At 60.2% G+C, this 25,728-nt stretch carries 25 protein-coding genes; 15 read left to right on the forward strand and 10 right to left on the reverse strand.

Going from position 1 to position 25,728, the window contains the following annotated elements:
- Positions 1-5 precede the first annotated feature (5 nt).
- Positions 6-1,160, forward strand: coding sequence for an ABC transporter ATP-binding protein (locus tag AB1J88_RS09010; RefSeq protein ID WP_430290863.1), 1,155 nt, complete (start codon positions 6-8; stop codon positions 1,158-1,160).
- 127 nt (positions 1,161-1,287) lie between these two features.
- Here the strand turns inward: AB1J88_RS09010 and map are convergent, their stop codons facing one another.
- The 3 genes from map to AB1J88_RS09025 are packed head-to-tail and all read right to left on the reverse strand — an operon-like array spanning position 1,288 to position 2,723.
- The gene (gene map / locus AB1J88_RS09015) at positions 1,288-2,079 is read right to left on the reverse strand and encodes a type I methionyl aminopeptidase (RefSeq protein WP_222014938.1); all 792 of its coding nucleotides are present in this window, start codon (positions 2,077-2,079) and stop codon (positions 1,288-1,290) included.
- Positions 2,076-2,303, reverse strand: a complete 228-nt coding sequence (locus AB1J88_RS09020; protein ID WP_025111624.1) for a ParD-like family protein — start codon at positions 2,301-2,303, stop codon at positions 2,076-2,078. The genes map and AB1J88_RS09020 overlap by 4 nt, the downstream gene beginning before the upstream one ends.
- A gap of 36 nt (positions 2,304-2,339) precedes the next feature.
- On the reverse strand, positions 2,340-2,723 hold the full coding sequence (locus tag AB1J88_RS09025) for a hypothetical protein (protein WP_430290864.1): 384 nt from the start codon (positions 2,721-2,723) through the stop codon (positions 2,340-2,342).
- On the opposite strand from AB1J88_RS09025, the gene AB1J88_RS09030 reads away from it, so the two are divergent.
- On the forward strand, positions 2,722-3,657 hold the full coding sequence (locus AB1J88_RS09030; protein ID WP_108182455.1) for a Ppx/GppA family phosphatase: 936 nt from the start codon (positions 2,722-2,724) through the stop codon (positions 3,655-3,657). The genes AB1J88_RS09025 and AB1J88_RS09030 overlap by 2 nt on opposite strands.
- A gap of 123 nt (positions 3,658-3,780) precedes the next feature.
- On the opposite strand, the gene metE is transcribed toward AB1J88_RS09030, so the two are convergent.
- Complete coding sequence (gene metE, locus AB1J88_RS09035) at positions 3,781-6,069, reverse strand: 5-methyltetrahydropteroyltriglutamate--homocysteine S-methyltransferase (RefSeq protein ID WP_430292679.1); 2,289 nt, start codon at positions 6,067-6,069, stop codon at positions 3,781-3,783.
- A 392-nt stretch (positions 6,070-6,461) separates the two neighbouring features.
- Between metE and AB1J88_RS09040 the strand changes: the two genes are divergently transcribed.
- From AB1J88_RS09040 to yecR, 4 genes are all read left to right on the forward strand, one after another.
- A complete protein-coding gene (locus AB1J88_RS09040) occupies positions 6,462-7,838 on the forward strand; it encodes a pyridoxal-phosphate dependent enzyme (RefSeq protein ID WP_108182454.1) in 1,377 nt (458 codons plus the stop codon).
- Positions 7,835-9,007, forward strand: a complete 1,173-nt coding sequence (locus AB1J88_RS09045) for a cystathionine gamma-synthase (RefSeq protein ID WP_430290865.1) — start codon at positions 7,835-7,837, stop codon at positions 9,005-9,007. Before AB1J88_RS09040 ends, AB1J88_RS09045 begins: the two co-directional genes overlap by 4 nt.
- A gap of 508 nt (positions 9,008-9,515) precedes the next feature.
- A complete protein-coding gene (locus tag AB1J88_RS09050) occupies positions 9,516-9,830 on the forward strand; it encodes a hypothetical protein (RefSeq protein WP_041062586.1) in 315 nt (104 codons plus the stop codon).
- Positions 9,831-9,861: 31 nt separating this feature from the next.
- Positions 9,862-10,170, forward strand: a complete 309-nt coding sequence (gene yecR, locus AB1J88_RS09055; RefSeq protein WP_041062589.1) for a YecR family lipoprotein — start codon at positions 9,862-9,864, stop codon at positions 10,168-10,170.
- Position 10,171: 1 nt separating this feature from the next.
- Here yecR and AB1J88_RS09060 read toward each other — a convergent pair whose 3' ends face one another.
- Entirely contained in the window at positions 10,172-11,797 is a 1,626-nt protein-coding gene (locus AB1J88_RS09060) for an ATP-binding response regulator (protein ID WP_430290866.1), read from the reverse strand.
- A 114-nt stretch (positions 11,798-11,911) separates the two neighbouring features.
- Here AB1J88_RS09060 and AB1J88_RS09065 point away from each other — a divergent pair, with 114 nt between their 5' ends.
- Together AB1J88_RS09065 and AB1J88_RS09070 are read left to right on the forward strand one after the other, a co-directional pair.
- Entirely contained in the window at positions 11,912-12,526 is a 615-nt protein-coding gene (locus tag AB1J88_RS09065; RefSeq protein ID WP_430290867.1) for a LuxR C-terminal-related transcriptional regulator, read from the forward strand.
- A gap of 54 nt (positions 12,527-12,580) precedes the next feature.
- Positions 12,581-12,775, forward strand: a complete 195-nt coding sequence (locus AB1J88_RS09070) for a PLDc N-terminal domain-containing protein (RefSeq protein ID WP_041062599.1) — start codon at positions 12,581-12,583, stop codon at positions 12,773-12,775.
- Positions 12,776-12,876: 101 nt separating this feature from the next.
- On the opposite strand, the gene AB1J88_RS09075 is transcribed toward AB1J88_RS09070, so the two are convergent.
- Positions 12,877-13,875, reverse strand: a complete 999-nt coding sequence (locus tag AB1J88_RS09075; RefSeq protein ID WP_430290868.1) for a bile acid:sodium symporter family protein — start codon at positions 13,873-13,875, stop codon at positions 12,877-12,879.
- 85 nt (positions 13,876-13,960) lie between these two features.
- On the opposite strand from AB1J88_RS09075, the gene AB1J88_RS09080 reads away from it, so the two are divergent.
- From AB1J88_RS09080 to AB1J88_RS09095, 4 genes are all read left to right on the forward strand, one after another.
- On the forward strand, positions 13,961-14,749 hold the full coding sequence (locus tag AB1J88_RS09080; protein WP_430290869.1) for an AraC family transcriptional regulator: 789 nt from the start codon (positions 13,961-13,963) through the stop codon (positions 14,747-14,749).
- A gap of 139 nt (positions 14,750-14,888) precedes the next feature.
- Positions 14,889-16,601 carry an amidase gene (locus AB1J88_RS09085; RefSeq protein ID WP_430292680.1) on the forward strand — a complete coding sequence of 571 codons (1,713 nt, stop codon included), beginning with the start codon at positions 14,889-14,891 and terminating at the stop codon, positions 16,599-16,601.
- Between the two features lie 223 nt (positions 16,602-16,824).
- On the forward strand, positions 16,825-17,298 hold the full coding sequence (locus AB1J88_RS09090) for a hypothetical protein (protein WP_430290870.1): 474 nt from the start codon (positions 16,825-16,827) through the stop codon (positions 17,296-17,298).
- A 289-nt stretch (positions 17,299-17,587) separates the two neighbouring features.
- Positions 17,588-18,565 (forward strand): TerC family protein, encoded by a 978-nt coding sequence (locus AB1J88_RS09095; RefSeq protein ID WP_430290871.1) that lies wholly within the window; start codon positions 17,588-17,590, stop codon positions 18,563-18,565.
- 80 nt (positions 18,566-18,645) lie between these two features.
- On the opposite strand, the gene AB1J88_RS09100 is transcribed toward AB1J88_RS09095, so the two are convergent.
- Together AB1J88_RS09100 and AB1J88_RS09105 are read right to left on the reverse strand one after the other, a co-directional pair.
- Positions 18,646-19,746: a polyamine ABC transporter substrate-binding protein gene (locus AB1J88_RS09100; RefSeq protein ID WP_007960451.1), complete on the reverse strand. Its 1,101-nt coding sequence runs from the start codon at positions 19,744-19,746 to the stop codon at positions 18,646-18,648.
- A gap of 299 nt (positions 19,747-20,045) precedes the next feature.
- Positions 20,046-21,467, reverse strand: a complete 1,422-nt coding sequence (locus AB1J88_RS09105) for a purine-cytosine permease family protein (RefSeq protein ID WP_430290872.1) — start codon at positions 21,465-21,467, stop codon at positions 20,046-20,048.
- Between the two features lie 324 nt (positions 21,468-21,791).
- On the opposite strand from AB1J88_RS09105, the gene AB1J88_RS09110 reads away from it, so the two are divergent.
- Together AB1J88_RS09110 and AB1J88_RS09115 are read left to right on the forward strand one after the other, a co-directional pair.
- Positions 21,792-22,277, forward strand: a complete 486-nt coding sequence (locus AB1J88_RS09110; protein WP_430290873.1) for a flavin reductase family protein — start codon at positions 21,792-21,794, stop codon at positions 22,275-22,277.
- Positions 22,278-22,340: 63 nt separating this feature from the next.
- A complete protein-coding gene (locus tag AB1J88_RS09115) occupies positions 22,341-23,384 on the forward strand; it encodes an LLM class flavin-dependent oxidoreductase (RefSeq protein ID WP_430290874.1) in 1,044 nt (347 codons plus the stop codon).
- 73 nt (positions 23,385-23,457) lie between these two features.
- On the opposite strand, the gene AB1J88_RS09120 is transcribed toward AB1J88_RS09115, so the two are convergent.
- Positions 23,458-23,907 carry a winged helix-turn-helix transcriptional regulator gene (locus AB1J88_RS09120; protein ID WP_430290875.1) on the reverse strand — a complete coding sequence of 150 codons (450 nt, stop codon included), beginning with the start codon at positions 23,905-23,907 and terminating at the stop codon, positions 23,458-23,460.
- A gap of 172 nt (positions 23,908-24,079) precedes the next feature.
- Between AB1J88_RS09120 and AB1J88_RS09125 the strand changes: the two genes are divergently transcribed.
- Positions 24,080-24,898: an alpha/beta fold hydrolase gene (locus AB1J88_RS09125; protein ID WP_108182444.1), complete on the forward strand. Its 819-nt coding sequence runs from the start codon at positions 24,080-24,082 to the stop codon at positions 24,896-24,898.
- A 45-nt stretch (positions 24,899-24,943) separates the two neighbouring features.
- Here the strand turns inward: AB1J88_RS09125 and AB1J88_RS09130 are convergent, their stop codons facing one another.
- Positions 24,944-25,657: a DUF72 domain-containing protein gene (locus tag AB1J88_RS09130; RefSeq protein ID WP_430290876.1), complete on the reverse strand. Its 714-nt coding sequence runs from the start codon at positions 25,655-25,657 to the stop codon at positions 24,944-24,946.
- Between the last annotated feature and the right edge of the window lie 71 nt (positions 25,658-25,728).

A 25,728-nucleotide genomic window follows, 5' to 3' on the forward strand; every position in this document is an offset into this window, starting at 1 on the left:
ACGACATGAGTGCCGTGATCAAAGACGCCTCCCAGCAGAGCGACAAACCTCTGGTCAGCCTGCGCAACCTGAACAAGCACTACGGCGACTTTGCCGCCGTCGACAACATCTCGTTGGACATCAAGGACGGCGAGTTCCTGACCTTCCTCGGCTCCAGCGGCTCGGGCAAAAGCACCACGCTGTCGATGCTCGCCGGCTTCGAAACCCCAAGCAGCGGCGAGATCCTGGTCAACGGTCAGTCGTTGGTCAACGTGCCGCCGCACAAGCGCGACATCGGCATGGTGTTCCAGCGCTATTCGCTGTTCCCGCATCTGTCGGTGCGCGACAACATCGCCTTCCCGCTGGCGATCCGCAAACTCGCCGCTGCCGAACGTGACAAGCGTGTCGATGCGATGTTGAAGCTGGTGCAACTGGAACAATTCGCTCATCGCCGCCCTTCGCAACTCTCTGGCGGGCAACAGCAACGCGTCGCCATCGCCCGCGCGCTGGTCTACGAGCCACGCATTCTGTTGATGGACGAACCCCTCGGAGCGCTGGATAAAAAACTGCGTGAAGACCTGCAGGATGAACTGCGCCAGTTGCATCGGCGCCTGGGCATCACCATCGTCTACGTGACCCACGATCAGGAAGAAGCCATGCGCCTGTCGCAGCGCATCGCGATCTTCAGTCACGGCAAGATTGTCGGCCTGGGCAGCGGTTATGACCTGTACCAGAATCCGCCGAACGCGTTTGTCGCGTCGTTCCTCGGCAACTCGAACTTCCTCAAGCTCAAGGCCCAAGGCAATGCGGCGGCTTCGTTTGAAGGACAGTCATTGTCGATTCGACTGACCGCCGGGTTGCACACCGATCAGGATGTGCTGCTGATGGTGCGTCCGGAAAAGGCTGTGGCGCTGAGCGTGCAGCAGGCAAGCGCAGAGCCGCTGGCAGCGGGTTGGAACGAGGTGTCGGCGCAGGTTGTGGAGGTGTTGTTTCTTGGTGAGAGCCAGACGTGCAGCGTGCTCACCGCGGGCGGTACTTCGATGACGGTGAAAGCCTTGTCCGCCGCCGGCATGCCGCTCAAGGCTGGCGACCCGGTGCGAGTGCGCTGGGCGACGGCGGATGCCTGTGTCTACAGCGAATGGGCTGAAAGCGACCTCAACAAAGCCGCCGGCTCCCACTGATATACCCCACGCAATACACCTCCCTGTGGGAGCGGGCTTGCCCGCGAAGAGGCCGGTACATTCAATATCAATGTTGAATGTGCTGACGTCTTCGCGGGCAAGCCCGCTCCCACAGGAATCTCAGTGTTCAGGCGATCGGGGTGAAACCTTCAATTTCGTCCGGCCACGCCGTGAGGATCTCGAAGCCGGTGTCGGTCACCGCCACCATATGCTCCCACTGCGCCGACAAGGAGCCATCCTTGGTCAGCACCGTCCAGCCGTCCGGCATGTTCTTCACATGGCGCTTGCCGGCATTGAGCATCGGCTCGACGGTGAAGATCATCCCCGCCTTGAGCTTCATGCCCTGATTGGGGAACCCGTAATGCAGGATCTGCGGTTCATCGTGGTAGACCTTGCCAATGCCATGCCCGCAATACTCGCGCACCACGCTGAAGCCTTCTTTCTCCGCCAGACTCTGAATCGCATGGCCGATGTCGCCCAGTGTCGCTCCGGGACGCACCCTGCGAATGCCGGCGCACATGGCGTCGTAGGTGGTTTTGATCAGGTGCTGCGCCTCAGGCGTCGCCTCGCCGACCACGTACATGCGGCTGGTGTCGCCGAACCAGCCATCCTTGATTACCGCGATGTCGAGGTTGACGATGTCGCCATCCTTCAGCGGCGTGCCCGACGGGATGCCGTGGCACACCACGTCGTTGACCGAGGCGCAGACGGTTTTCGGGAAGCCGTGATAACCGACGTTGGCCGGAATCGCTTTCTGCACGTTGACGATGTAGTCGTTGCACAGGCGATCCAGTTCATCGGTGGTCACGCCCGCCTTCACATGCGGTACCAGCATCGCCAGCACCTCGGCGGCCAGCTTGCCGGCAGCGCGTGACTGAGCGATTTCGGCGGGGGTGTTGATCTTGATCTGGTTTCTCATGCGCTGACGGCTTCCTGAGTCAGTTGGTGCAGATCCAGCCCGCCGTTCTGTTCGGCGCGGATCAGCAAGCGGCAAATGGCGCTGTGGTCGAGGTTGGGGTGCAGTTCGGCAAGCATGCCGATGCGCATCCAGTGCTCGGCCTGCGCGTTGATCGAGCGGCTGAGCGCGGTGCTGGAGATGCGCAGGTTCTCGTGCATGTCTTCAGAAATCTTTACGATGCCCATATCCAAATCCAATACGAAGTGTATATGGATCGTATACTATCCAAGCCTCATGGAAAATTGCAATACACTCCGCAAACCTACTGACATAAACGTGTAGGAGCTGCCGCAGGCTGCGATCTTTTGATCTAAAAAAAAAGTCAAAAGATCGCAGCCTGCGGCAGCTCCTACAGGGATTTTGTGTTGGTTTTTGGGGGAAACGTGTGGAATTTCAGGCAAAAAAAAGCTGCCCAAAGAGGCAGCAAAAACTTTAAGAACACGCGATGTATTGGGGTCAGGATAGTAGCCGGATAATGACAGAGTCATGACAGCCAACCCTTCACTGAAGCGCCCCTGCCCCGTCATCAGGATGTCATCAACCGCACCGCAAAATCCTCGCAAACCGTCTTGAGCCTTCGACGGATGCTTTGCAGGGATTCCCATGAAACAAGACGCCTCGCTGTTTGCCGCCATCGACCTGGGTTCGAATGCGTTTCGCCTGATGATCGGCCAGTCGGTACGCAGTCGACAGGGCTTGATGATTCAGGAGGTCAAAACCCTGCGTGAGCCGGTGCGACTGGCCGAAGGTTTCGAAGGCGGTGCTCTGGACGCACTGGCGCTGGATCGGGGCTGGCAGGCGTTGGCGCGGTTCGGCAAGAAACTGCGCGGGTTCGAGGCCGGCAAGGTGCGGGCCGTGGCGACCAGCGCGGTGCGCGAGGCCGACAATGCGCAGTTGTTTCTGCACAGCGCCGAACGTCATCTGGGTTTTCGCATCGATGTCATTTCCGGCCATGAAGAGGCGCAACTGGTCTATGCCGGCGTCGCCCATTCCCTGCCGGATGCAGAAGACATGCGGCTGGTGGTCGATATCGGCGGTGGTTCCACCGAGCTGATTCTCGGCCAGGGGTCGCAGCCGCTGCTCACCGAAAGCATCGCCATCGGCAGCGGCACGCTGGGCGCACGCTATTTCCCTGACGGGCGCATCGCGCCCGGTGCGCTGCAGGAAGCCGAACGCGTGGCGATCCTGCAATTCGAGAAAGTCGCCCGCCGCTACCGCGCACAGGGCTGGCAGCAGACCATTGGCTCGTCCGGCACGGCGCGGATGCTGGCGAAAGTGCTCAAGGCCAATCGCTTGAACGACTTCGGCCAGGATGGCATTACCTATGGTGGGTTGTTGCGTTTGTCGCTGTTGCTGCTGAAGGTGAAGAATGTTCAGCAGTTGAAGCTGGCAGGTTTGCAGCCGCATCGCCAGAGCATTTTGCCCGGCGGATTGGTATTGATGCTGGCGGCGTTCAAGGCATTCGGGATTTCACAGATGGTGCCGTCGGAACCGGGGCTGCGCCTGGGTGTGCTGCATGGTTTGATGAGCCGGCACTGATACCCTACACACTCCAGTGTGGGAGCGGGCTTGCTCGCGAAGGCGGAGTGTCAGTCGAGAATTATTCAGCTGACACTCCGCTTTCGCGAGCAAGCTCGCTCCCACAGGGTTTGTATTCAGGCTTCAGGCCAGTTCTTTGCGCAGTTGCCGGGCAGCGGCAACCATATGCACCAGCGCCGCTTCAGTCTCCGGCCAGCCACGGGTTTTCAGACCGCAATCCGGGTTGACCCACAACCGCTCGGCCGGAATCCGCTGCGCTGCCTTGCGCAGCAAGTTAGCCATCTCCGAAGCATCGGGAACGCGTGGCGAGTGGATGTCGTAGACACCCGGGCCGATCTCGTTCGGATAGGCGAAGGCTTCGAAAGCGTCGAGCAACTCCATGTCCGAACGCGAGGTTTCGATGGTGATCACGTCGGCATCCATCGCCGCGATGGACTCGATCACATCATTGAACTCGCTGTAGCACATGTGCGTGTGGATCTGCGTTTCGTCGCGTACACCGGAGGCACACAGGCGGAACACTTCAGTGGCCCAGTCCAGATAATGCTGCCACTGCGCGCGGCGTAGCGGCAGACCTTCGCGGAAGGCGGCTTCGTCGATCTGCACGATCTTGATTCCGGCGGCTTCCAGATCCACCACTTCGTCACGGATCGCCAGCGCCAGTTGCCGCGCCTGCACTTCACGGGACACGTCTTCACGGGGGAACGACCACATCAGCATGGTCACCGGGCCGGTCAGCATACCTTTCATGACCTTGCCGGTGAGGCCCTGAGCATAGCGGATCCAGTCGACGGTCATGGCTTGCGGACGGCTCAGATCACCGAAGATCACTGCCGGTTTCACACAACGTGAACCGTAGCTCTGCACCCAGCCAAAACGGCTGAACACGTAGCCGTCGAGTTGCTCGGCGAAGTACTCCACCATGTCGTTGCGCTCGGCTTCTCCGTGCACCAGTACATCGAGGCCCAGTTGCTCCTGGATCTCCACAGCGTGACGAATTTCGCTGTACATGGCTTCGGTGTATTCGGCTTCGCTGAGCTTGCCTTGCTTGAACGACTGACGCGCCAGACGAATCGAGGCGGTCTGCGGAAACGAACCGATGGTGGTGGTCGGGAACAGCGGCAGGTCGAGGCCGGCGCGCTGCTTGGCGATGCGCTGGGTAAACGGCGATTGGCGCTGGCTGTCCTGCACTGTAATGGCCGCCACACGGGCCTGCACCGCCGGTTTGTGAATACGTGGCGAGGCGGCGCGACTGGTCTGTACCGAGCGGCTTTGGGTCAAGGCACGGAGCACTTTTGGTGACTCAGGCTCGTTGACGGCCTGAGCCAGCACGGCGACTTCTTCGCACTTCTGCACGGCAAACGCCAGCCAGCTTTTCAGCTCGGCATCGAGCTGGTCTTCGCGGCTCAGGTCCACCGGACTGTGCAACAGCGAACAGGACGGCGCGACCCACAACCGATCACCCAATCGCTCATGCGCATGCTGCAAAGTCGCCAGCGCATGTTCCAGATCGCAGCGCCAGACATTACGGCCATTGACCAGGCCCAGCGACAACACTTTGTAGGCCGGCAGGCGATCAAGAATGGTCGGATACTGTTCCGCTGCACGCACAAGATCGATGTGCAACCCATCGACCGGCAGATTGGCGGCCAGGCCGAGGTTCTCTTCCAGACCACCGAAGTAAGTGGCGAGCAGCTTTTTCAACGGATCGCGCTGGATCTGGTTGTACGCACGCTCGAAAGCGTTCTTCCATTCCTGCGGCAGGTCGAGCACCAGAATCGGCTCGTCGATCTGCACCCATTCCACACCGAGTGCGGCGAGGCGCGCGAAGATCTGCCCGTACAGCGGCAGCAGGCGGTCGAGCAATTCCAGCTTGTCGAATGCGGCGCCTTTGGCCTTGCCCAGCCATAGATAAGTCAGTGGGCCGATAATCACCGGTTTGACGTTATGGCCGAGGGCACGTGCCTCTTCGACTTCTTCGAACAACTGTTCCCAACCGAGCTGGAACTGTTGATCGGCGCTGAATTCCGGGACCAGATAGTGGTAGTTGGTGTCGAACCACTTGGTCATTTCCTGAGCGTGTGCACCGCCGCAGCAGCTGTCGCTGACACCACGGGCCATGCCGAACAGGGTCTGCAGCGTGGCTTTGCCGTCGTGCGGACGGAAACGCTCGGGGATCACCCCGAACATCAGCGAGTGAGTCAGCACCTGGTCGTACCAGGCGAAATCGCCCACCGGCAGCAGCTCGATGCCGGCGTTTTTCTGCAGGTCCCAGTGGGCCTTGCGCAGTTCACGACCCACTTCACGCAGGCCGGCCTCGTTCAGCTCTCCTTTCCAGAACGCCTCTTGCGCTTTTTTCAGTTCGCGGTCGCGACCGATGCGCGGAAATCCGAGGGAATGGGCCAGTGCCATGACAAACAACTCCAATGTCTTGTTGATGGCGGCCATTGTCGGGATCAGGTACTGGTGAGACAAACTCATTTTAATCTTGATGATCACAAGTTTCCCTCATGATCGAACGTCACCTGTATGCCCGCTGAAAACATGTTTTGCCCTGCAGGATATTCATCCGCGAATCAAGCTGGCGAGCGCGGTCACGACGCCCTTTGAATACTCAATGGCGCCTTGATGTAAACCCTCTGAAACCGCGCCGTTGCAGGCTTCGATTCTGTTCTATGGTTAGATCGAAATGGCCGTATCTGCGGCTGACTAATGGTTGCGACAGATCCTGTCTGCGCCTATGTTGCACGCGAGCTTTTCCCCGCGAATGGAACGCGATCAACACCACTACAAGAGGTGAAGAAATGTCAAAGGATTCACGCCCTGCCGTACTTGGGCTGATCGGCAATACGCCGCTGGTACAAGTTACCCGCTTCGATACCGGCCTCTGCACACTGTTTCTCAAACTGGAATCACAAAACCCCGGCGGCTCGATCAAGGACCGCATCGGTCTGGCGATGATCGACGCCGCTGAACGCGATGGGCGCCTGCAACCAGGTGGCACCATTGTCGAGGCCACCGCCGGCAATACCGGTCTGGGCCTGGCACTGGTCGGCCGGGCCAAGGGCTACCGCGTGGTGCTGGTGGTGCCGGACAAGATGTCCACCGAGAAAGTCCTGCACTTGAAAGCCATGGGCGCCGAAGTGCACATCACCCGCTCGGACGTCGGCAAGGGCCACCCCGAGTATTACCAGGACGTCGCCGCCCGCCTGGCGAAAGACATTCCCGGCGCGTTCTTCGCCGACCAGTTCAACAACCCTGCCAACCCGCTGGCACACGAGTGCAGCACCGCACCGGAGATCTGGGCGCAGACCGAGCATGATCTGGACGCGATCGTGGTCGGCGTCGGGTCTGCCGGCACCCTGACCGGGCTGAGTCGCTTCTTCAAACGCGTGCAGCCGGATCTGGAAATGGTCCTCGCCGATCCGGTGGGTTCGGTGATGGCGCAATACAGCCGCGACGGCACGATGCCGACGCCCGGTTCGTGGGCGGTGGAAGGTATCGGCGAAGACTTCATTCCGTCGATCACCGACCTCAGCAGCGTGCGCCACGCTTACTCGATCAGCGACGAAGAAAGCTTCGATCATGCCCGTCAGTTGCTCAAGGCCGAAGGCATTCTCGGGGGGTCGTCCACCGGCACCTTGCTGGCTGCCGCGCTGCGTTATTGCCGCGAACAGACCGAGCCGAAACGTGTGGTCAGCTTCGTCTGCGACACCGGCACGCGCTATCTGTCGAAGGTCTACAACGACCAGTGGATGACCGATCAGGGCCTGTTGCAGCGCAAACGCTATGGCGACCTGCGCGATCTGATCGCCCGACGTTTCGAAGACGGCCGCGTGATCAGCGTCGGCCCCGACGACACCCTGCTGACCGCGTTCCAGCGCATGCGCCTGGCGGATGTCTCACAACTGCCGGTGCTGGTTGAAGGCAAACAACTGGTCGGCGTGATCGACGAATCCGACATCTTGCTCGCGGTGCACGAAGACGCCGCGCGCTTCAGTCAATCGGTGTCCAGCGTAATGACCGACAAACTGCAAACCCTCGCACCTGGCGCCCATCTCACCGAGCTGGAAGCGGTGCTCAGTCGTGGCCTCGTGGCGATCATTGCCGACGCTTCGGGCTTCCATGGTCTGATTACCCGCACCGACATGCTCAACCAATTACGGAGATCCCTCGCATGAGTCAGCACGACGATAAATCCCAAGGCTTCGCGACCCGGGTGATCCACGCCGGGCAAACGCCTGACCCGACCACCGGTGCGCTGATGCCGCCGATCTACGCCAACTCGACGTACCTGCAAGACAGCCCCGGCGTGCACAAGGGCTTCGACTACGGGCGCTCGCACAACCCGACGCGTTTTGCGCTGGAGCGTTGCGTGGCGGATCTGGAAGGCGGTACCCGCGCGTTCGCGTTCGCGTCCGGGCTGGCGACGATTTCCACCGTGCTCGAACTGATCGATGCCGGTTCGCACGTGATCTCCGGCAATGACCTGTACGGCGGCACGTTCCGCCTGTTCGACAAGGTACGCCAGCGCAGTGCCGGACACCGTTTCAGCTACGTCGATCTGACTGACCTGGCGGCGTTCGAAGCGGCGCTGCAGGACGACACCCGCCTGGTAATTGTCGAGTCGCCGACCAACCCGCTGCTGAGCCTGTCGGATCTGGCCGCGATTGCACGCATCTGCCGCGCACGCGGGATCATCAGCGTTGCCGACAACACCTTCGCCAGCCCGTATATCCAGCGCCCGCTGGAGCTGGGTTTCGACATCGTGCTGCACTCGACCACCAAGTACCTGAACGGTCACTCCGACGTGATCGGTGGTATCGCGGTGGTTGGGCAGAATGCCGAACTGGCGGACAAACTCGGCTTCCTGCAGAACGCGGTCGGCGCGATTTCCGGGCCGTTCGATGCATTCCTGACGTTGCGCGGGGTGAAAACCCTGGCGCTGCGCATGGAACGTCATTGCAGCAACGCACTGGAACTGGCCAAGTGGCTGGAGCAGCAGCCGCAGGTCAAACGCGTTTACTACCCAGGCCTGCCGTCGCACCCGCAGCATGAGTTGGCCAAACGGCAGATGCATGGTTTTGGCGGGATGATTTCGGTGGATCTGAACAGTGATCTGGAGGGCGCCCGACGCTTTCTGGAAAACGTGAAGATCTTTGCCCTGGCCGAAAGCCTGGGCGGCGTGGAAAGCCTGATCGAGCACCCGGCGATCATGACCCACGCGACCATTCCTGCTGAAACCCGCGCCAGACTGGGCATCGGCGATGGCCTGGTGCGTCTGTCGGTGGGCGTCGAAGACCTCGAAGACCTGCGCGCCGATCTGGCGTACGCGCTGACGAAAATCTGATCCTGCAACAACGGCAAAGCCCGCAGTGATGCGGGCTTTGGTTATTCGAGTAGGCGGCCAGTGCTGGTCTCTGGCTTACAAGGTTTATCGGGCCTCTCACAGTACAAAAGCAACCATGGAAAAAGAACGGTGCTTTGCTGCCTCACACGGCATAAGGGCTGGATCTCAGCGCGGAGATCTTTCTAACCGTGTACCCTTCGGAACGCGCCCCACGTCCCCTTGCTATCCGCTTGCGCATCAGTCTGCGTCTTCGCCTACACCTTTGAGGCTAGCAAACGCTATCGGCTGATGGGTGAGTGTTTTTAGACTGATTTCCTTTCTGCGCCCCTTTGCAAGGAAGCGAAAAGACTATCGGCTTCACGGCTCACTAGCACATTTGTGCTAATCGACCGCCCCGCCCCCCGGCGCTATATTCCCTCGCAACCCCCGATGTTCCCCAACATTGCCACTGTGCAGTGCGCGGGATCGTTGTGCCTGGAAATCAGAACAACACCAAGGAAGAAGCACCATGAAACTGCATTCCAATCTGTGCAAAGTGGCCATTGTCGGCGCCCTGATGCTGGGCGCCAGCGGTTGCCAGACTGCTAAACCCACCGAAGCCAGCATGAAAGAACGGGCCCAGACCGTCATCGGCAAACCGGTGTCGAAAATCGACAACATCCGCAGCGACAGCACCCTCACCTACTACACCGCGTATACCTCGGCCGGCGAGTACAACTGTGAGTTGCCCAGCGGCGCGATTATCGCGGTGGCGAGCATGGGCATCATGACTCCGCCGCTGTCTTGCCTGCCCAAAGGTGCCTCACCGATCCCCGTTCAGTAATTGATTTCTCCGGTAAAGGACGACGTTCATCATGAAAATCCTGATCGCTACTCTCACCCTCACCGCCCTCGCCCTGACCGGCTGCGCCACGCCCAAACAGTGGGAAGCCACCGGCGGCAGCAAGAACGACGGCGTGGTTCAGGTTTCCTACGAACTGGGCCAGTTCGAAAGCGGCCAGACCAACGCCGCGCAAGGTCTGACTGTCGCGATGGAGCGCTGCAAGACCTGGGGTTACAAGAACGCCGAGGTGACCGGTTCGGAGAAAAACATCTGCCGCACCATGGGCCAGTACAACTGCCTGCAAACCACCATCACTCAGGACTACCTCTGCAAGCGTTGAGTCAGACCTGTTCGACCGGTTCGGTTTGCCGGTCGCGCAGGGCTCGCAAGGTCGCGCGCAGCTCGGCCGGGCGTACCGGTTTGGACAGGATGGCAATTTGGCGGTCGTGCAAGGCCGCCTGTATTTTCTCGATGTCATGCCCGGTGATGATCATCGCTGGCACCGCAAAACCACGCTGGCGCCGCACCTCGTCGATGCACTCGATCCCGGTCGAATGCGTACCCAGATCGTAATCGGCGACGATGACGTCGCAATCGGTGACCAGACCCTGCCCGCTCAACTCGCCCTGCACCACACAGCCCCAGCGCTCAAGCAGCGCCGACGTCGCCAGCAACACGTTGCGATCGTCCTCTACCAGACACACCTTCAGCCCGGTCAACAGGCCGGCCTGCCGCACATCGTCACGCATGGCCGGCAACTGTGGCGCCACGGCCACCGGCAAGCCATACAGCGTGACCGCCGTGCCGCGCCCAAGCTGCGAGCGCAGCGCCACATCGACGCCGATCAACTGCCCCAGACGCTTGACGATCGACAGCCCGAGGCCGACGCCTTCCACGTCCTTGTCACGCACCTGACGCACCCGATAAAACTCCTCAAACACTTTCGGCAGATGCTCCTCGGCAATGCCGTTGCCGCGGTCATGAATCACGATGGCCAGCCCGGCGCCGCGTTTGCGCACGCCGATCAGCACCGGGCGTTGCGCGCCGTATTTGAAGCAGTTGGAAAGCACGTTCTGCACCATGGTCGCAAGCAGCGCCGGATCGCTCCGCACCCAGTGTCGGCACGGGCGCAGGCGCAATTCCACACCGGCCCAGCGCGCGGCTTCGGCGTTCTGGCGGACCAGGTCGGCCAGCCACTCGCCCAGATTGAACACCTGCAACCTGGGCAGGACGCGCCCGTTGTCGAGGGTGTAGAGGTCAAGAATCGAACGGAATAACTGCGAGACGTTGAGCAGCGATCGGTCAATGTTGTCGACCAGTTGCCGCTCCTGCTCACCCAGCCGCGATTCACGCAGACACGCCGTGAACAGACCGATGGAGTGAATCGGCTGGCGCAGATCGTGGCTGGCCTGGGCGAGAAACCGCGACTTTTCCAGATTGGCTGCGACGGCTTCTTCAGAGGCCTTGCGCGTGCGCTCCAGCAGCAAGTGCGCGTAGAACGGAATCACCGTGCTGGTGAGCATCAACATCAGCACCATGTACGGTTGCGCCTGCCACACCGGCGTCAAGCGATAAACCGCCAGCAACGCCAGCAGCGCCAACCCGGTGGCAATCGCCAGGTAGCGCGAGCCATAGCGCATGCCGTTGCCCAGGTTGACCCAGATGATCACCGCGTACAGCGGCAACGCCGCTTCCCCCCCAAGCACCAGGCCGAAACAGGTGCCGGTGTAATCGTGGACCATGCCGAAAATCCGCCGCGGCGGGTAATGCCCGGGCCAGCGCGCAATGGCCTGGCGCAAGCCAATCGACGCCAGCAGAAACAGCGCGATGTAGACCACCACCGGCAGATAGGTAGCGAAGCGCTGACCCGGCAAGACACCGAGCACGCCAATGTAAACCATGGCAATGCTGGCGATGATGATGCGCAGATTGGCCTGATCCAGCTCGGTGTTTTTTTCGAACTTCATGGGCAACGTCCTTGTGCGACAGTCGTCAGAATCAGCACCGGCCAGCAGGCAATCCGCGTCTGCGGTGCTAAGGTGCATGCCGTAAACCACGCCTGATCCAGGGAGGGTCACGCCATGACCGGCCGAATCATCATAGCCGACGATCACCCGTTGTTTCGCGAAGCCATGCGGCGCACCGTGCAGCGCCTGCTGCCCGAGGCGACTATCGAGGAGGCCGGCGATCTCGACGCCGTGCTGGCCTTGCTGCCCGCCGGCAACGAGCCGGACACGCTGATTCTCGACCTGCGTTTCCCCGGCCTGACCTGCATCAGCCAACTCGCCGAGCTGCGCCAAAAACTGCCACGCACCACATTGATCGTAGTGTCGATGGTCGACGACGAGACATTGATCGGTGAGGTGATGGCGGCCGGCATCGACGGCTTCATCGGCAAGAACATCGCCCCGGATGAGATCGGCCAGGCGATTCTGGCGATCCGCGAAGGCGAAGTGTTGGTCAGGTTCGCCCCTTCCGGGTTGCTGCCACTGGAGACCGGCACCGCCCTCACCCCGCGTCAGCAGGATGTGTTGCGGTTGATCGCCCAAGGCAAGACCAACAAGGAAATCGCCCGGGAGCTGGATATCTCGCCGTTCACCGTGCGCATCCATGTGTCGTCGTTGTTGCGCACGCTCAATGTGCCGTCGCGGGCAGCCGCTGCGGTGAAGTATTCGGGAGGCAGTGGCGCAATTTAAATGAACCCTGCGCGCTTGGGCTCACCTAACTGAAAGACCATCAGGAGGTAGCCCATGCAAATTGAACCCGTCTGGATCGTACTCGCCGTCGTTCTTGTGATCATTGAACTGTGGGCGATCAACAGGGTGCGCAAGAGCGCAGGCAAAGGCAGCAATAAAGGCGTGTGGATTATCGCCATCGTGTTCCTGCCCTTGTTTGGCCTGATTGCCTGGGCACTGGCCGGCCCGAAACACGTTACGCAGGATTGATACAACACAATCCCCAGTAGGAGCTGCCGCAGGCTGCGATCTTTTAACTTTCAAGATCAAAAGATCGCAGCCTGCGGCAGCTCCTACAGGGAATGCAGCGTTTACGGATCAACCTGCGCCATCAACTCCGGCACCGATTCCGGCCGTTTCGCGTAACGCTGCGCCAACACTGCACAGACCATCAATTGAATCTGATGGAACAGCATCAGCGGCAGGATCAACACGCCAATCGTGCTGCCGGCAAACAACACCTGCGCCATCGGCACGCCGGTGGCCAGACTCTTCTTCGAACCGCAGAACAGAATGGTGATACGGTCTTCCTGGCTGAAACCGAACGCCTTGCCCAGCAAGGTCGACGCCAGCAAAACCAGCGCCAGCAAGATGCAGCAAACCACCACCAGCCCCAACAGATCGACCAGCGGAATCTGATGCCAGATACCTTCGTTGACCGCCTCGCTGAACGCGCCGTACACCACCAGTAGAATCGAACCCTGATCGACAAACTTCAGCCAGTTTTTGTTGCGGCCGACCCACGCGCCGATCCAGCGCCGAGCGATCTGCCCGGCAATGAACGGCAGCAGCAGTTGCACGCTGATCTTCAGAATCGCATCGACGGTCGAACCGCCGTCACCGTGCACGTTCAGCAGCAGCGTCACCAGCAATGGCGTGAGAAAGATCCCGAACAGGCTCGATGCCGCCGCACTGCAGATCGCCGCCGGAATATTGCCCCGGGCCAGCGAGGTGAAGGCAATTGCCGACTGCACGGTGGCCGGCAACGCGCAGAGATACAGCATGCCCATGTACAGCTTGTCGCCAATCAGTGGCGACAGCAGTGGTTTTAGCGCCAGGCCGAGGATCGGGAACAGCACAAAGGTCAGGCCGAACACCAACAGGTGCAGGCGCCAGTGGCCGGCACCGGCGATGATCGACTCACGCGAGAGCTTGGCGCCATGCAGGAAAAACAGCAGCGCGATGGCGATGTTGGTCAGCCAGCCGAACCCGACCGCGACCTGACCGCTGGCCGGCAGGAAACTGGCCAGCAGCACAACGCCGATCAGGGTCAGGGTGAAGTTGTCGGGCAGGAATCTTGGTCGGGTCATGGGTCTGTTCATCCGGGGGTTGCCAGTACGTGACTGCGACTCTAACGTGAGCAGAAATTACCGACTAACGCCGAAGAGCCAACAGATGCCGCCTAAAGGACACGAGAAAAGCTTCCGGCGCAGCATTCCCGGGCTGCCGAGCCTACCGCGTGCGCTGTACGGGCGCACCGAATCGCTGCCCAACCGCGCGCTGACCCGACATCACAGTCACCCGTGGGTGCAATTGTCATACGCGATTCAGGGCGTGCTTGAAGTGCAGACCAGCGTCGGGCGTTTCGTCGCGCCGCCAGAGCGTGCGGTGTGGATTCCGGCGGGCGTGCCGCACCGAGTGTTCAGCTCGCCGCACACCGAAATGCGTAGCCTGTATATCGATTGCAGCGTGGCCGGCTGGGCGCTTGAGCGCTGTCATGTGCTGGGCGTCAGCGACCTGCTGCGCGAGCTGATTCGCGCCTTCAGTCTGGTGCCGGTGGAATACGACGAGAGCGGCGCCCATGGCCGGTTGGCCCAGGTGATCCTCGATCAACTGGCCGAGGCGCCGCAGATCGACCTGATGCTGCCACTGCCGCAGGACAGCCGTCTGCGGCAGATCTATCAAAGTCTGGAGCAACATCCGGAACAGCAGACCACACTGAACCATTGGAGCGAAAAATTCGGTGTCACCGAGAAAACCCTCAGCCGACTGTTTTTACGCGACACCGGCCTGACCTTCCGTGCCTGGCGTCAGCGCTTGCGTCTGTTGGGCGCGCTGACCCCGCTGGAACGCGGCGAACGGGTCACCGACGTGGCGCTGGCCTGCGGTTATGACTCGACCTCGGCGTTCATCGCAGCCTTCCGCCAACAGTTTGGCGAGACACCGGGGGAATTTTTTCGCTGAGTTTTGTCGATATTTATCGAATTAGCACATGCCATTCGGCAAAGTTCAGGGTAGAGTTTCGCCCATACGAAATTCTTCACGCATTTCGACGATAACCCTAATGACCCAACCCTTTAGCGAACCTGTCGGCGGTAACAGCATGATCGAAGTCACTGAAGTCTCCATTGCTCAATTACGCGCGGCGCTAGAAGCCGGCCAAACCACCGCGGTTGAACTGGTGCAGGCCTATCTGGCCCGGATCGACGCCTACGACGGCCCGAACACCGCCACCGCACTGAATGCCGTGGTGGTGCGCAATCCCCAAGCACTGGCCGAAGCCCAGGCATCCGATGCGCGCCGGGCCAAGGGCGAAACCCTCGGCCCGCTCGACGGCATCCCCTACACCGCCAAGGACAGCTATCTGGTCAAGGGTCTGACCGCGGCTTCCGGCAGCCCGGCATTCGCCGATCTGGTGGCGCATCGCGACGCCTTCACCATCGAACGCCTGCGCGCCGCCGGGGCGATCTGCCTGGGCAAGACCAATATGCCGCCGATGGCCAATGGCGGCATGCAGCGTGGCGTCTATGGCCGGGCCGAGAGCCCGTACAACGCCGCCTACCTGACCGCGCCGTTTGCCTCTGGCTCGTCCAACGGCGCCGGCACCGCCACCGCCGCGAGTTTCTCGGCCTTCGGCCTGGCGGAAGAAACCTGGTCGAGCGGTCGCGGCCCGGCGTCGAACAACGGTTTGTGCGCCTACACGCCGTCGCGCGGAGTGATTTCGGTACGCGGCAACTGGCCGCTGACGCCGACCATGGACGTGGTGGTGCCGTACGCACGGACCATGGCCGATCTGCTTGAAGTGCTCGACGTGGTCGTCGCGGAAGACCCCGACACCCGTGGCGACCTGTGGCGCCTGCAGCCGTGGGTGCCGATCCCGAGCGTCGCCTCGGTGCGTCCGGCGTCCTACGCCGAACTGGCAGTGAAACCCGCGGCACTGGCCGGCAAACGCCTCGGTGTGCCGAAGATGTACATCAATGCCGACCCTGAAGCCGGCACCAGCGAAGCGCCGGGCATCGGCGGCCCGACCGGGCAACGCATCAACACCCGCGCTTCGGTGATCGACTTGTGGAAACAGGCCCGCACGGCTCTGGAAGCGGCCGGCGCCGAAGTCATCGAAGTGGATTTCCCGCTGGTCTCCAACTGCGAAGGCGACCGTCCGGGCGCGCCGACCGTGTTCAATCGCGGCATCGTCTCCAAGGAGTTCCTGCACCACGAACTGTGGGACCTGTCGGCCTGGGCCTTCGACGATTTCCTGCGCGCCAACGGCGATCCGAAGCTCAACCGTCTGGCCGATGTCGACGGGCCGAAGATCTTCCCGCACGACCCGGGCACCCTGCCCAACCGTGAAGGCGATCTGGCTGCCGGCATGGACGAATACGTGCGCATGGCCGAGCGCGGCATTACCCCGTGGGACCAGATCCCGACCCTGCCGGACGGCCTGCGCGGCCTGGAAAAGACCCGCAAGCTCGATCTGGAAGACTGGATGGACACACTGAAACTCGACGCGGTGCTGTTCCCGACCAACGCCGACGTCGGCCCGGCAGATGCCGATATCAATCCGGAATCGGCGGACATCGCCTGGAGCAACGGCATCTGGGTCGCCAACGGCAACCTGGCGATCCGTCACCTCGGCGTGCCGACCGTCACTGTGCCAATGGGGATCATGGCCGACATCGGCATGCCGGTCGGCCTGACCTTCGCCGGGCGCGCCTACGATGACTCGAACCTGCTGCGCATGGCTTCGGCGTTTGAGGCGACCGGCTCCAAGCGTCAGGTGCCGCCGCGCACTCCGGCGCTGACTACCGGCAAGTAACAAGGAGGGTTGGATTGAGGCTCGAAAGGGTCTCAATCCGCTCTCGGCTGCAATGGCCTGTCGCTCATCTCTGCGTCAATACCCCTTCAACATACCCTCCCGTGCCTGACAACTGACAGTTCTGACAGTAGCGGTCAAACAGGGCCGCGAGTAACGTTCTCGCTCGATGGACCTTCCATTTAGAAAATCCGCGAAATCGCTTATCACTAAAGGAACGCAGACCATGAGCAATGCCAATCTATTTAAACAACTTGGCGTCGATGAAAACTTGAAGCCATTACCTATCAAAGTAAAACAACAGCCGCTTGACAAATACTACAAGGCGACATTCACCCCTAATTTTCCGCCCATTCCGAGGTTCGAGCCGAACGTGTTTATTTATGCTTCCCTGACCGACGAATCAGTCAGTGCCATTGGGCGATATCATACACAAGACGATTTCTACCAAATAGCCATTATCTTTGGTCGCAAACTCCAAAGCGGCACATATCCGATTAAGAAAGGTGAAGGAAGCCACGTACTTGCCAGCGTCATTTCCGCTGGAGGGTGGCTTCATGGTGGCAACGGCGAAATCAAACTTCTGCGAGACAACATAAAAGAATCAATATTCGCAGATTTTAATTTTGAAATAGAGTCCGGCGAAAAATCCTACAAAGTAAAGGGCACATTAGAACTACTGGCGACGGGCCCTCTTTAAAACTTTCAGCAATAGGAAAGCTTGTTGCAAACACACATCAATGCCAAACGGGCAAGTGCCTGCCCGCAGTGTTTGGCAGCTCCACCTTTCAAATTAACTCACGTTGAAATTTCTCTCGCAGTCACGCATCAATGCCGCTTGCCATTGCAAAGACGCCTGCTGCAAAAAAACGCCAGACACTTCGTTTTTATCGAACTTTATCTCAGGAATATACGATTTTTCCTTGGCACTCACTCCTCGCTAGCATGTCCCGGTCTATCTCCAACGACATAAAGCCAAGGAGCCCGCCATGCCAACTGACAATATCAACATTGGCGAACCATGGATGTGGGGCGCGTTTATCGTCTTCGTCCTCGCCATGCTTGCACTGGACCTGTTCGTCTTCGGCGGACGCAAGGCGCACCGCGTTTCAGTGCGGGAAGCGTCCTGTTGGGTGATCGCCTGGTGCGCACTGGCCATGGCTTTCGCCGGGTTGCTCTGGTGGTATTTGCACGGCGAGTTCGGCGCCGAGATCGCCCAGCGCAAGACGCTGGAATTCCTCACCGGTTATCTGATCGAGCAGTCACTGTCGATCGACAACATGTTCGTCTTCGTGATGATCTTCAGCTACTTCGCGGTGCCGCCGGAATTGCAACGCCGGGTGCTGCTGTATGGCGTGCTCGGGGCGATCGTGATGCGCGCGGCGATGATCTTTGCCGGGGTGTGGCTGGTGTCGCAGTTCGAGTGGCTGCTGTATGCCTTCGGGGTGTTCCTGATCATCACCGGGATCAAGATGCTGATGTTCGCCGAGCAGCAACCGGATCTCGACAAAAACCCGCTACTGCGCTGGGTGCGCGGGCACATGCGAATCACGCAGGGCTTTCACGGCGAGCGCTTTTTCGTGCTGCAGAACGGCGTACGCTGGGCCACGCCGATGTTTCTGGTACTGGTGCTGATCGAGGCCAGCGACCTGATGTTTGCGGTCGATAGCATCCCGGCGATTTTCGCAGTCACCACCGACCCGTTTATTGTGTTCACCTCGAACATCTTCGCGATCATGGGCCTGCGGGCGTTGTATTTCCTGCTGGCAGACATGGCCGACCGCTTTCATCTGCTCAAGTACGGACTGGCGATCGTGCTGGTGTTCATCGGCGGCAAGATGACGCTGATGCCGTGGTTTCACATGCCGGTGGAATGGTCGCTGGCGGTGGTCGGCGGGGTGATTCTGGGGTCAGTGGTGTTGAGCCTGATCGTCACCCGCAAGGAAGACGAAACTCAATCCCTGTAGGCGCTGCCGCAGGCTGCGATCTTTTTTAAAGCAAAATCAAAAGATCGCAGCCTGCGGCAGCTCCTACAGGGAGGAGGCGGTTACTTGTCGGACTTGATGCTGGTCCACACCCGGGTGCGTACGCGTTCGAGTTTTTGCGGCAGGGGCTGGACGACGTAGAGGGTTTTCAGGGCTTCAGGCGTTGGCGTCAGGTTCGGGTTGGCGGTGATGTCTTTGTTCACCAGCGGCATCGAGTCCTTGTTGACGTTCGGGTAGCCGAGGAAGTCGCTGATCGGCGCAATGACTTTTGGATCGAGCAAGGTGTTGAGGAATTCGTGGGCCTCTTCGACATTCTTCGCGCTTTTCGGAATGGCGAAGGTATCAAACCAGATCGGCGCACCCTCCTTCGGCAAACGCCAGTCGACCACCACACCGTTGCCCGCCTCTTTCGCACGGTTGCCGAACTGATAGAAGCTGCCGGAGTAACCGATGGCCACGCAGATATCGCCGTTGGCGATGTCGGTCATGTACTTGGCCGAGTTGAAGTAGGTCACGTACGGACGAATCTTCAGCATCAGGTCCTTGGCCTTTTCATAGTCGGCCGGGTTCTGGCTGTTCGGGTCGAGGCCGAGGTAATGCAGGGCCAGCGGCAGAATTTCCGACGGCGAATCGAGCATCGCCACGCCGCAGGATTTGAGCTTCTCCATGTTTTCCGGCTTGAACACCAGATCCCAGCTGTCGACTGGCGCGTTGTCGCCAAGCGCGGCCTTGACCTTGGCCGGGTTGAAGCCGATCAGCACCGTGCCATACATGTAGGGCACGCCGTACTGGTTGCCGGGGTCGTTGGCATCCAGCAACTTGAGCAGCGCCGGATCCTGGTGACTCCAGTTCGGCAGTTTCGACTTGTCGAGTTTCTGGAACACCCCGGCCTTGATCTGGGTGTCGATGAACTGGTTCGACGGCACCACCAGATCGTAGCCGGAGTTGCCGGTGAGCAACTTGGCTTCCAGCGATTCATTGGTGTCGAAGGTGTCCCAGGTCACTTTGATGCCGGTCTTTGCGGCGAAATCCTTGGGCACCGACGGCAGGATGTAATCCGCCCAGTTGTAGACCCGCAGCTCGCGCTGCTCGGCGTGTACCGCACTGGCCAGCAGCGTCAGCCCACACACGGTGGCACCCAGAATGCGTTTCATCGTGACCATGGTTGTTTCCCCGAAATGCGACGTGAGATCGATGGTTTTTATGTTCTGTACACGGCAGCGGCTGTAAAGGTAGCCAAGGGCAAGTAAAGTCCAGCGTTTTGTTGTGGCTTTGATTCTTGCCGACCGCGGGGTCGCGGCACAGTGGGTGATGGGCCAAAAGGGGATCGAAATGGCCAATTTGAATGACCGCTGGAATGCACAAGGTCCAAGGAAACATCACTTGTGGTGAGGGGATTTATCCCCGATGGAACGCGAAGCGGCCCCCTTTGTATCTCAAAGGGGGGCCGCACTCGCTGATTTCATGACTGCTTCGCAGCCGATCGGGGATAAATCCCCTCGCCACGTTGCTTCTGCGTCTGCCCGCGTGTGGCGAGGCAGTAATACAACGGCACCGTCACCACCAGGCCGAACAGCCACGACAGGTCGGCGCCATCGACCAGATTGGCGTACGGCCCGACGTACAGCGACGTATTGGCGAACGGCAGTTGCACAATGATCCCGATGAAATAGGCAATGATCGCGTGCAGATTGAAGCGCCCGTAAATGCCGCCGTCCGCGCGGAAAATCGAGCTGATGTCATACGCGCCGCGCTTGATCAGGTAGAAGTCGATCAGATTGATCGACGCCCACGGCACCAGCACCAACAGCAACGCCAGAATCAGCCCGATGAACTGCGAAATGAAATCCGCCGAGGCACTCAGCGCTACCACGCAGCAACCCGCCAGCACCACGCTCGACAACACCACACGCACCTTGATGCTCGGCGTCCACTGACTGGCGAAGGTCTGGATCGAGGTGATGATCGACAACACTGCGCCGTACAGATTCAGCGCGTTGTGGCTGATGATGTTGAGCAGGAACAACACCATCAGAATCGGCCCCAGCCAACCGGTCGACTGCTTGACCGCCGCCATCGCCTCGGTGCCTTCCGGCGTCGCCAGCACTGCCACGGCGCCGAAACTGAACGACAGAATCGTGCCCAGTGTCGCGCCCATATACGTGGCCCAGAACGGTTTGGCGATGCCGATATCCGCCGGCAGATAACGCGAATAATCGGACACGTACGGCGAGAAACTAATCTGCCAGATGATCCCCAGCGACACCGTTGCCAGCCAGCCCGACAGGTTGAAGCTGCCGCGCGTCAGGAAGTCCGCCGGCAAATCGTGGGCGAAGATGTAGAGGAAGCCGGCGAGCAGCGCGCTGCCCATCACCCAGGTGCCGATGCGGTTGAGTGTGTGAATGAAGTTGTAGCCGATCACGCCAATCGCGGTGGCCGCCAGTGCACCGATCAGAATGCTCAACGGCGCCGGTACCGACGGCGCAATGCCGACAATCGATTTACCGGCAAGCACGATGTTGGAAATGAAGAAGCCGATGTAGATCAGCGCCGCAAAAAACACGATCAGCAGTGCGCCGTAACGCCCGAACTGACCACGACTCTGGACCATTTGCGGAATGCCCATGCGCGGGCCTTGCGCCGACGCCAGGGCGATCACCACCCCGCCGATCAGGTGCCCCAGCGCAATCGCCAGCAGGCCCCAGAGCAAATCGAGATGGAACACCTGAACCACCATGGCGCCGGTAACGATGGGCAGTGGCGCGATGTTGGTGCTGAACCAAAGGGTAAAAAGGTCGCGGGCCTTCCCGTGGCGTTCCGCGAGTGGGACGTAGTCGACCGTGTGATTCTCGATCAACGGATCTTGCCGGGACATCTGGGACATATGCATGAACTCGAGTTTGTCTGTTCTTATCTTTGTATGAAGCCAAACCGGGGGGACTCTGCGGCCGCCCCTCAGATGCAGACCATATTATGGTATTCCAAACATTTCACAAGACTGATCCGTAGTTCAAGGCGCTATCTGATCCGTTATCCTCACTGATTCTGCGGCCTGCAGGCCAGCCGAGGGCCCAATAAACGCTGAGTTTCCGACGAAAGCACCACGTTTATCGGTTCAGCCTAAAAGCCCTTGCAAAGAAAAAATACTGGTATACCATCAGACCAACAAATACATAAAAATCGCGTCACAACACCCGAGGATCGTCCAATGATCGATGCTGCCATCTACAAACAAGTCATGGGCTCGTTTCCGTCCGGCGTCACTGTCATCACCACGCTGGACGATGACGGCCAGATCGTCGGCCTCACCGCCAGCGCCTTCAGTTCACTGTCGATGGACCCGGCGCTGGTGCTGTTCTGCCCCAACTACAGCTCCGACTCCTACCCTGTGCTGATCAAGAACAAGCGCTTCGCGATCCACGTCCTGTCCGGCGGCCAACAGAGCGAAGCCTACGCCTTCGCCCGTAAAGGCAAGGACAAAGCGCAAGGCATCGAGTGGACATTGAGCGAGTTGGGCAACCCGATCCTGGCCAACGCGACGGCTATCATCGAGTGTGAGTTGTGGCGCGAATACGAAGGCGGTGACCACGCGATCATGGTCGGCGCGGTGAAGAACCTGATCGTCCCGGAACAGCACACCGGGCCGCTGGTGTATTGCCACGGCAAGATGGGCGCCCTGCCCGCTCTGGCCTGATCAAGATTTCAGCCCTCCCACACAGCTTTGTAGCCTCAACAATAAAAGATCCGAGGAAGCGTCATGAAATTTTCCCTGTTCATCCACATGGAACGCTGGGACGAAAGCGTCAGCCACCGGCAACTGTTCGAAGACCTGACCGAACTGACCCTGATGGCCGAGGCCGGTGGTTTCAGCACCGTGTGGATCGGCGAACACCACGCGATGGAATACACCATCTCGCCCAGCCCGATGCCGCTGCTGGCCTACCTCGCCGCCAAAACCACCACCATTCACCTCGGCGCCGGCACCATCATCGCGCCGTTCTGGCACCCGCTGCGGGTGGCCGGTGAATGCGCCCTGCTCGACGTCATCAGCAACGGGCGCATGGAAGTCGGCCTGGCGCGCGGCGCCTATCAGGTCGAATTCGATCGCATGGCCGGCGGCATGCCCGCCTCCAGCGGCGGCCAGGCCCTGCGCGAAATGGTCCCGGTGGTCCGCGCCCTGTGGCAAGGCGACTACGCCCACGACGGCGACATCTGGAAATTCCCGATCTCGACCAGCGTGCCGAAGCCCATCCAGAAACCTAACCCACCGATGTGGATCGCCGCCCGCGACCCGGACTCACACAACTTCGCCGTGGCCAACGGTTGCAACGTGATGGTCACGCCATTGATGAAGGGCGACGAAGAAGTCGTCGACCTGAAGAACAAGTTCCAGACCGCCCTGGACAACAACCCCGACGTCCCGCGTCCGCAACTGATGGTGCTGCGCCACACCCACGTGCACTCGGCGGACGATCCGGACGGCTGGAAAGTCGGCGCCAAGGCGATCTCACGTTTCTACCGCACCTTCGATGCGTGGTTTGGCAACAAGGAAGTACCGGTCAACGGCTTCCTCGCCCCAAGCCCGGAAGAGAAGTTTGCCGGGCGTCCAGAGTTTGAGCTGGAGAGTTTGCACAAGACAGCGATGATCGGTACGCCGGAAGAGATCATTCCGCGGATCAAGTATTACCAGGAACTGGGGGTGGATGAGTTCAGTTTCTGGTGTGACAACAGCTTGCCGCATGCGGAGAAGAAGAAGTCGTTGGCATTGTTCATCAAGCATGTGGTGCCGGCGTTTCGCTAAGGCCCCTACAGGTTGAAACCGAACAAACAAACGCTCCAACGCTGTGTCGGGGCGTTTGCATTTAAACCTTCAATCAGTGCACTACGCCAAGTTTCGTCGACACCTCGCCAGCCCCCAGCACACGGCCGTCAGCCGCCTGCAACTCAAGCTTTCTGATCGGCTGACGCTGCCGCGCATCGACCATCACCGAACCCGGCTCACCCGGCGCATACAGGTGCTCGCCGCCCCACTGCGACAGCGCGACGATCACTGTCTGCAAGGCCTTGCCGCGTTCGGTCAGCACGTATTCCTTATAGGCACCGCCATCGGCGGCCGGCACGGTTTGCAGGATCCCCTGCTCCACCAAGGCCTTGAGCCGAGCGCTGAGCATGTTCTTGGCGATGTCCAGATTCTTCTGAAAATCACTGAAGCGGCGAATGCCCTCCAGCGCATCGCGGATGATCAGCAGCGACCACCAGTCGCCGATCAGGTCCAGCGTACGGGCGACCGGGCAGGCGTTGCCGTGCAGGCTTTTGCGCTTCACAGGGTGTTTCTCCATCAAAAACGGCGTGTGGTTGCATCTTACAACTGTGTTCGCGAAAAAGAACCACGCCGACAGCGCAGCACCTGCATACAAGTGGCCACGGTCGATTGCGCGGATAGTGAATCCTGCTTTTACAGCCCCTCCCCAACGCGTACTCAAGCAAGGAGTTTCCATGAGCACATTCACTACCGATGACGGCACACAGATCTATTTCAAGGACTGGGGCAGCGGCAAGCCCGTGCTGTTCAGCCATGGCTGGCCGCTGGATGCCGACATGTGGGAATACCAGATGGAATACCTGAGCAGTCGCGGCTACCGCACAATTGCCTTCGACCGCCGTGGTTTCGGCCGCTCCGATCAACCATGGACCGGCTACGACTACGACACCTTTGCCGATGACATCGCGCAACTGATCAACCACCTCGACCTGCGCGACGTGACGCTGGTCGGCTTCTCCATGGGCGGCGGTGACGTCAGCCGCTACATCGCCCGTCACGGCAGCGAGCGCGTTGCCGGGCTGGTGCTGCTCGGTGCAGTGACGCCATTGTTCGGCAAAAAAGCCGACTACCCGCAAGGTGTCGACACCTCGGTGTTCGATGGGATCAAGGCCGGTCTGCTCAAGGATCGCGCGCAGTTCATCGCTGATTTCGCTGCGCCGTTCTACGGCACCAATCAGGGCCAAAAAGTCTCCGACGGCGTGCTCACGCAAACCCTGAACGTCGCCCTGCTCGCCTCGCTCAAAGGGACCGTGGATTGCGTCACCGCGTTTTCGCAAACCGACTTCCGCCCGGACATGGCGAAGATCGACGTGCCGACTCTGGTGATCCACGGTGACGGCGATCAGATCGTGCCGTTCGAAACCACCGGCAAGCAGGCCGCCGCGCAGATCAAGGGCGCCGAGCTGAAAGTCTACGCCGGCGCGCCCCATGGTTTTGCCGTGACCCACGCTCAGGCGCTGAATGAGGATCTGCTGGCCTTCCTCAACCGCTGACGATCATCAGCGCGACAATCGTCTGCGACGACTTGTCCGCCTGGCTCAATCCGCCATCAACGCTGCCAGTGCCAACGCATTACCCAACGCGGCACCACTGGCGGTGTTGTCGAAGATGCACCACACCGCGGCGCCCGCTGCTGCCGCGACCTGCATCTGCTCTGCCAGCGCTTGCAGATAACGCTCGTTGTAGGCGCTGTGGTAGATGCGTGGCGAACCGTGCAATCGCCAATAACACACACCTGTCCAGCCTTGCGCCGAACCATCAGTACTGATCCGCGACGGATCGACCATGGCTTGGGCAATCCGATACGCCTGCAGCATCGGCGCCGCCGCCACCCATGACTCATGCCGTGGCTCAAGCACCACGGCACCGGCGAAGCGTTGGCGCAATGCCACGAAAAACGCCTCTGCGCTTGTCGGTTCAAAGGCCAGCGACGGTGGCAGTTGCACCAGCAAGCATCCCAGCCGATCGGCCAGCCCCGCGCACTGCCCGAGAAACTCGTCCAGCGCTTGATCACAGTCCCGCAGACGCCATTCATGAGTGATCTGCTTTGGCACCTTCACTGAAAAGCGAAAGCCCGGCGGCACCGAATCCGCCCAGCGCGCATAGGTCTGACGCCGATGCGGACGATAAAACGAGCTGTTGATTTCCACGCAGTCGAACCGCGCCGCGTAACGCTGCAGATGCGTGCCCTCGGCCGGAAACTCCGGCCAATAATCACGCCCCAGACTCCAGCCTGCGCAACCGATGAACATCAAAAAAGCCCCTTCGCTGCTTCACCCATGAAAATCTCCACGGTCTCGTTCACAGATATCAGGCACGACGA

Origin of the sequence: Pseudomonas sp. S8, from assembly GCF_050473925.1 — a bacterium.
Taxonomy (GTDB): Bacteria; Pseudomonadota; Gammaproteobacteria; order Pseudomonadales; family Pseudomonadaceae; genus Aquipseudomonas; species Aquipseudomonas parakoreensis.

Coding starts and splice junctions, on each gene's coding strand:
- AB1J88_RS09010 (WP_430290863.1), top strand. CDS start 6: ATGAGTGCCGTGATCAAAGACGCCTCCCAGCAGAGCGACAAACCTCTG.
- map (WP_222014938.1), bottom strand. CDS start 2,079: ATGAGAAACCAGATCAAGATCAACACCCCCGCCGAAATCGCTCAGTCA.
- AB1J88_RS09020 (WP_025111624.1), bottom strand. CDS start 2,303: ATGGGCATCGTAAAGATTTCTGAAGACATGCACGAGAACCTGCGCATC.
- AB1J88_RS09030 (WP_108182455.1), top strand. CDS start 2,722: ATGAAACAAGACGCCTCGCTGTTTGCCGCCATCGACCTGGGTTCGAAT.
- AB1J88_RS09025 (WP_430290864.1), bottom strand. CDS start 2,723: ATGGGAATCCCTGCAAAGCATCCGTCGAAGGCTCAAGACGGTTTGCGA.
- metE (WP_430292679.1), bottom strand. CDS start 6,069: ATGGCACTGGCCCATTCCCTCGGATTTCCGCGCATCGGTCGCGACCGC.
- AB1J88_RS09040 (WP_108182454.1), top strand. CDS start 6,462: ATGTCAAAGGATTCACGCCCTGCCGTACTTGGGCTGATCGGCAATACG.
- AB1J88_RS09045 (WP_430290865.1), top strand. CDS start 7,835: ATGAGTCAGCACGACGATAAATCCCAAGGCTTCGCGACCCGGGTGATC.
- AB1J88_RS09050 (WP_041062586.1), top strand. CDS start 9,516: ATGAAACTGCATTCCAATCTGTGCAAAGTGGCCATTGTCGGCGCCCTG.
- yecR (WP_041062589.1), top strand. CDS start 9,862: ATGAAAATCCTGATCGCTACTCTCACCCTCACCGCCCTCGCCCTGACC.
- AB1J88_RS09060 (WP_430290866.1), bottom strand. CDS start 11,797: ATGAAGTTCGAAAAAAACACCGAGCTGGATCAGGCCAATCTGCGCATC.
- AB1J88_RS09065 (WP_430290867.1), top strand. CDS start 11,912: ATGACCGGCCGAATCATCATAGCCGACGATCACCCGTTGTTTCGCGAA.
- AB1J88_RS09070 (WP_041062599.1), top strand. CDS start 12,581: ATGCAAATTGAACCCGTCTGGATCGTACTCGCCGTCGTTCTTGTGATC.
- AB1J88_RS09075 (WP_430290868.1), bottom strand. CDS start 13,875: ATGACCCGACCAAGATTCCTGCCCGACAACTTCACCCTGACCCTGATC.
- AB1J88_RS09080 (WP_430290869.1), top strand. CDS start 13,961: ATGCCGCCTAAAGGACACGAGAAAAGCTTCCGGCGCAGCATTCCCGGG.
- AB1J88_RS09085 (WP_430292680.1), top strand. CDS start 14,889: ATGATCGAAGTCACTGAAGTCTCCATTGCTCAATTACGCGCGGCGCTA.
- AB1J88_RS09090 (WP_430290870.1), top strand. CDS start 16,825: ATGAGCAATGCCAATCTATTTAAACAACTTGGCGTCGATGAAAACTTG.
- AB1J88_RS09095 (WP_430290871.1), top strand. CDS start 17,588: ATGCCAACTGACAATATCAACATTGGCGAACCATGGATGTGGGGCGCG.
- AB1J88_RS09100 (WP_007960451.1), bottom strand. CDS start 19,746: ATGGTCACGATGAAACGCATTCTGGGTGCCACCGTGTGTGGGCTGACG.
- AB1J88_RS09105 (WP_430290872.1), bottom strand. CDS start 21,467: ATGTCCCAGATGTCCCGGCAAGATCCGTTGATCGAGAATCACACGGTC.
- AB1J88_RS09110 (WP_430290873.1), top strand. CDS start 21,792: ATGATCGATGCTGCCATCTACAAACAAGTCATGGGCTCGTTTCCGTCC.
- AB1J88_RS09115 (WP_430290874.1), top strand. CDS start 22,341: ATGAAATTTTCCCTGTTCATCCACATGGAACGCTGGGACGAAAGCGTC.
- AB1J88_RS09125 (WP_108182444.1), top strand. CDS start 24,080: ATGAGCACATTCACTACCGATGACGGCACACAGATCTATTTCAAGGAC.
- AB1J88_RS09130 (WP_430290876.1), bottom strand. CDS start 25,657: ATGTTCATCGGTTGCGCAGGCTGGAGTCTGGGGCGTGATTATTGGCCG.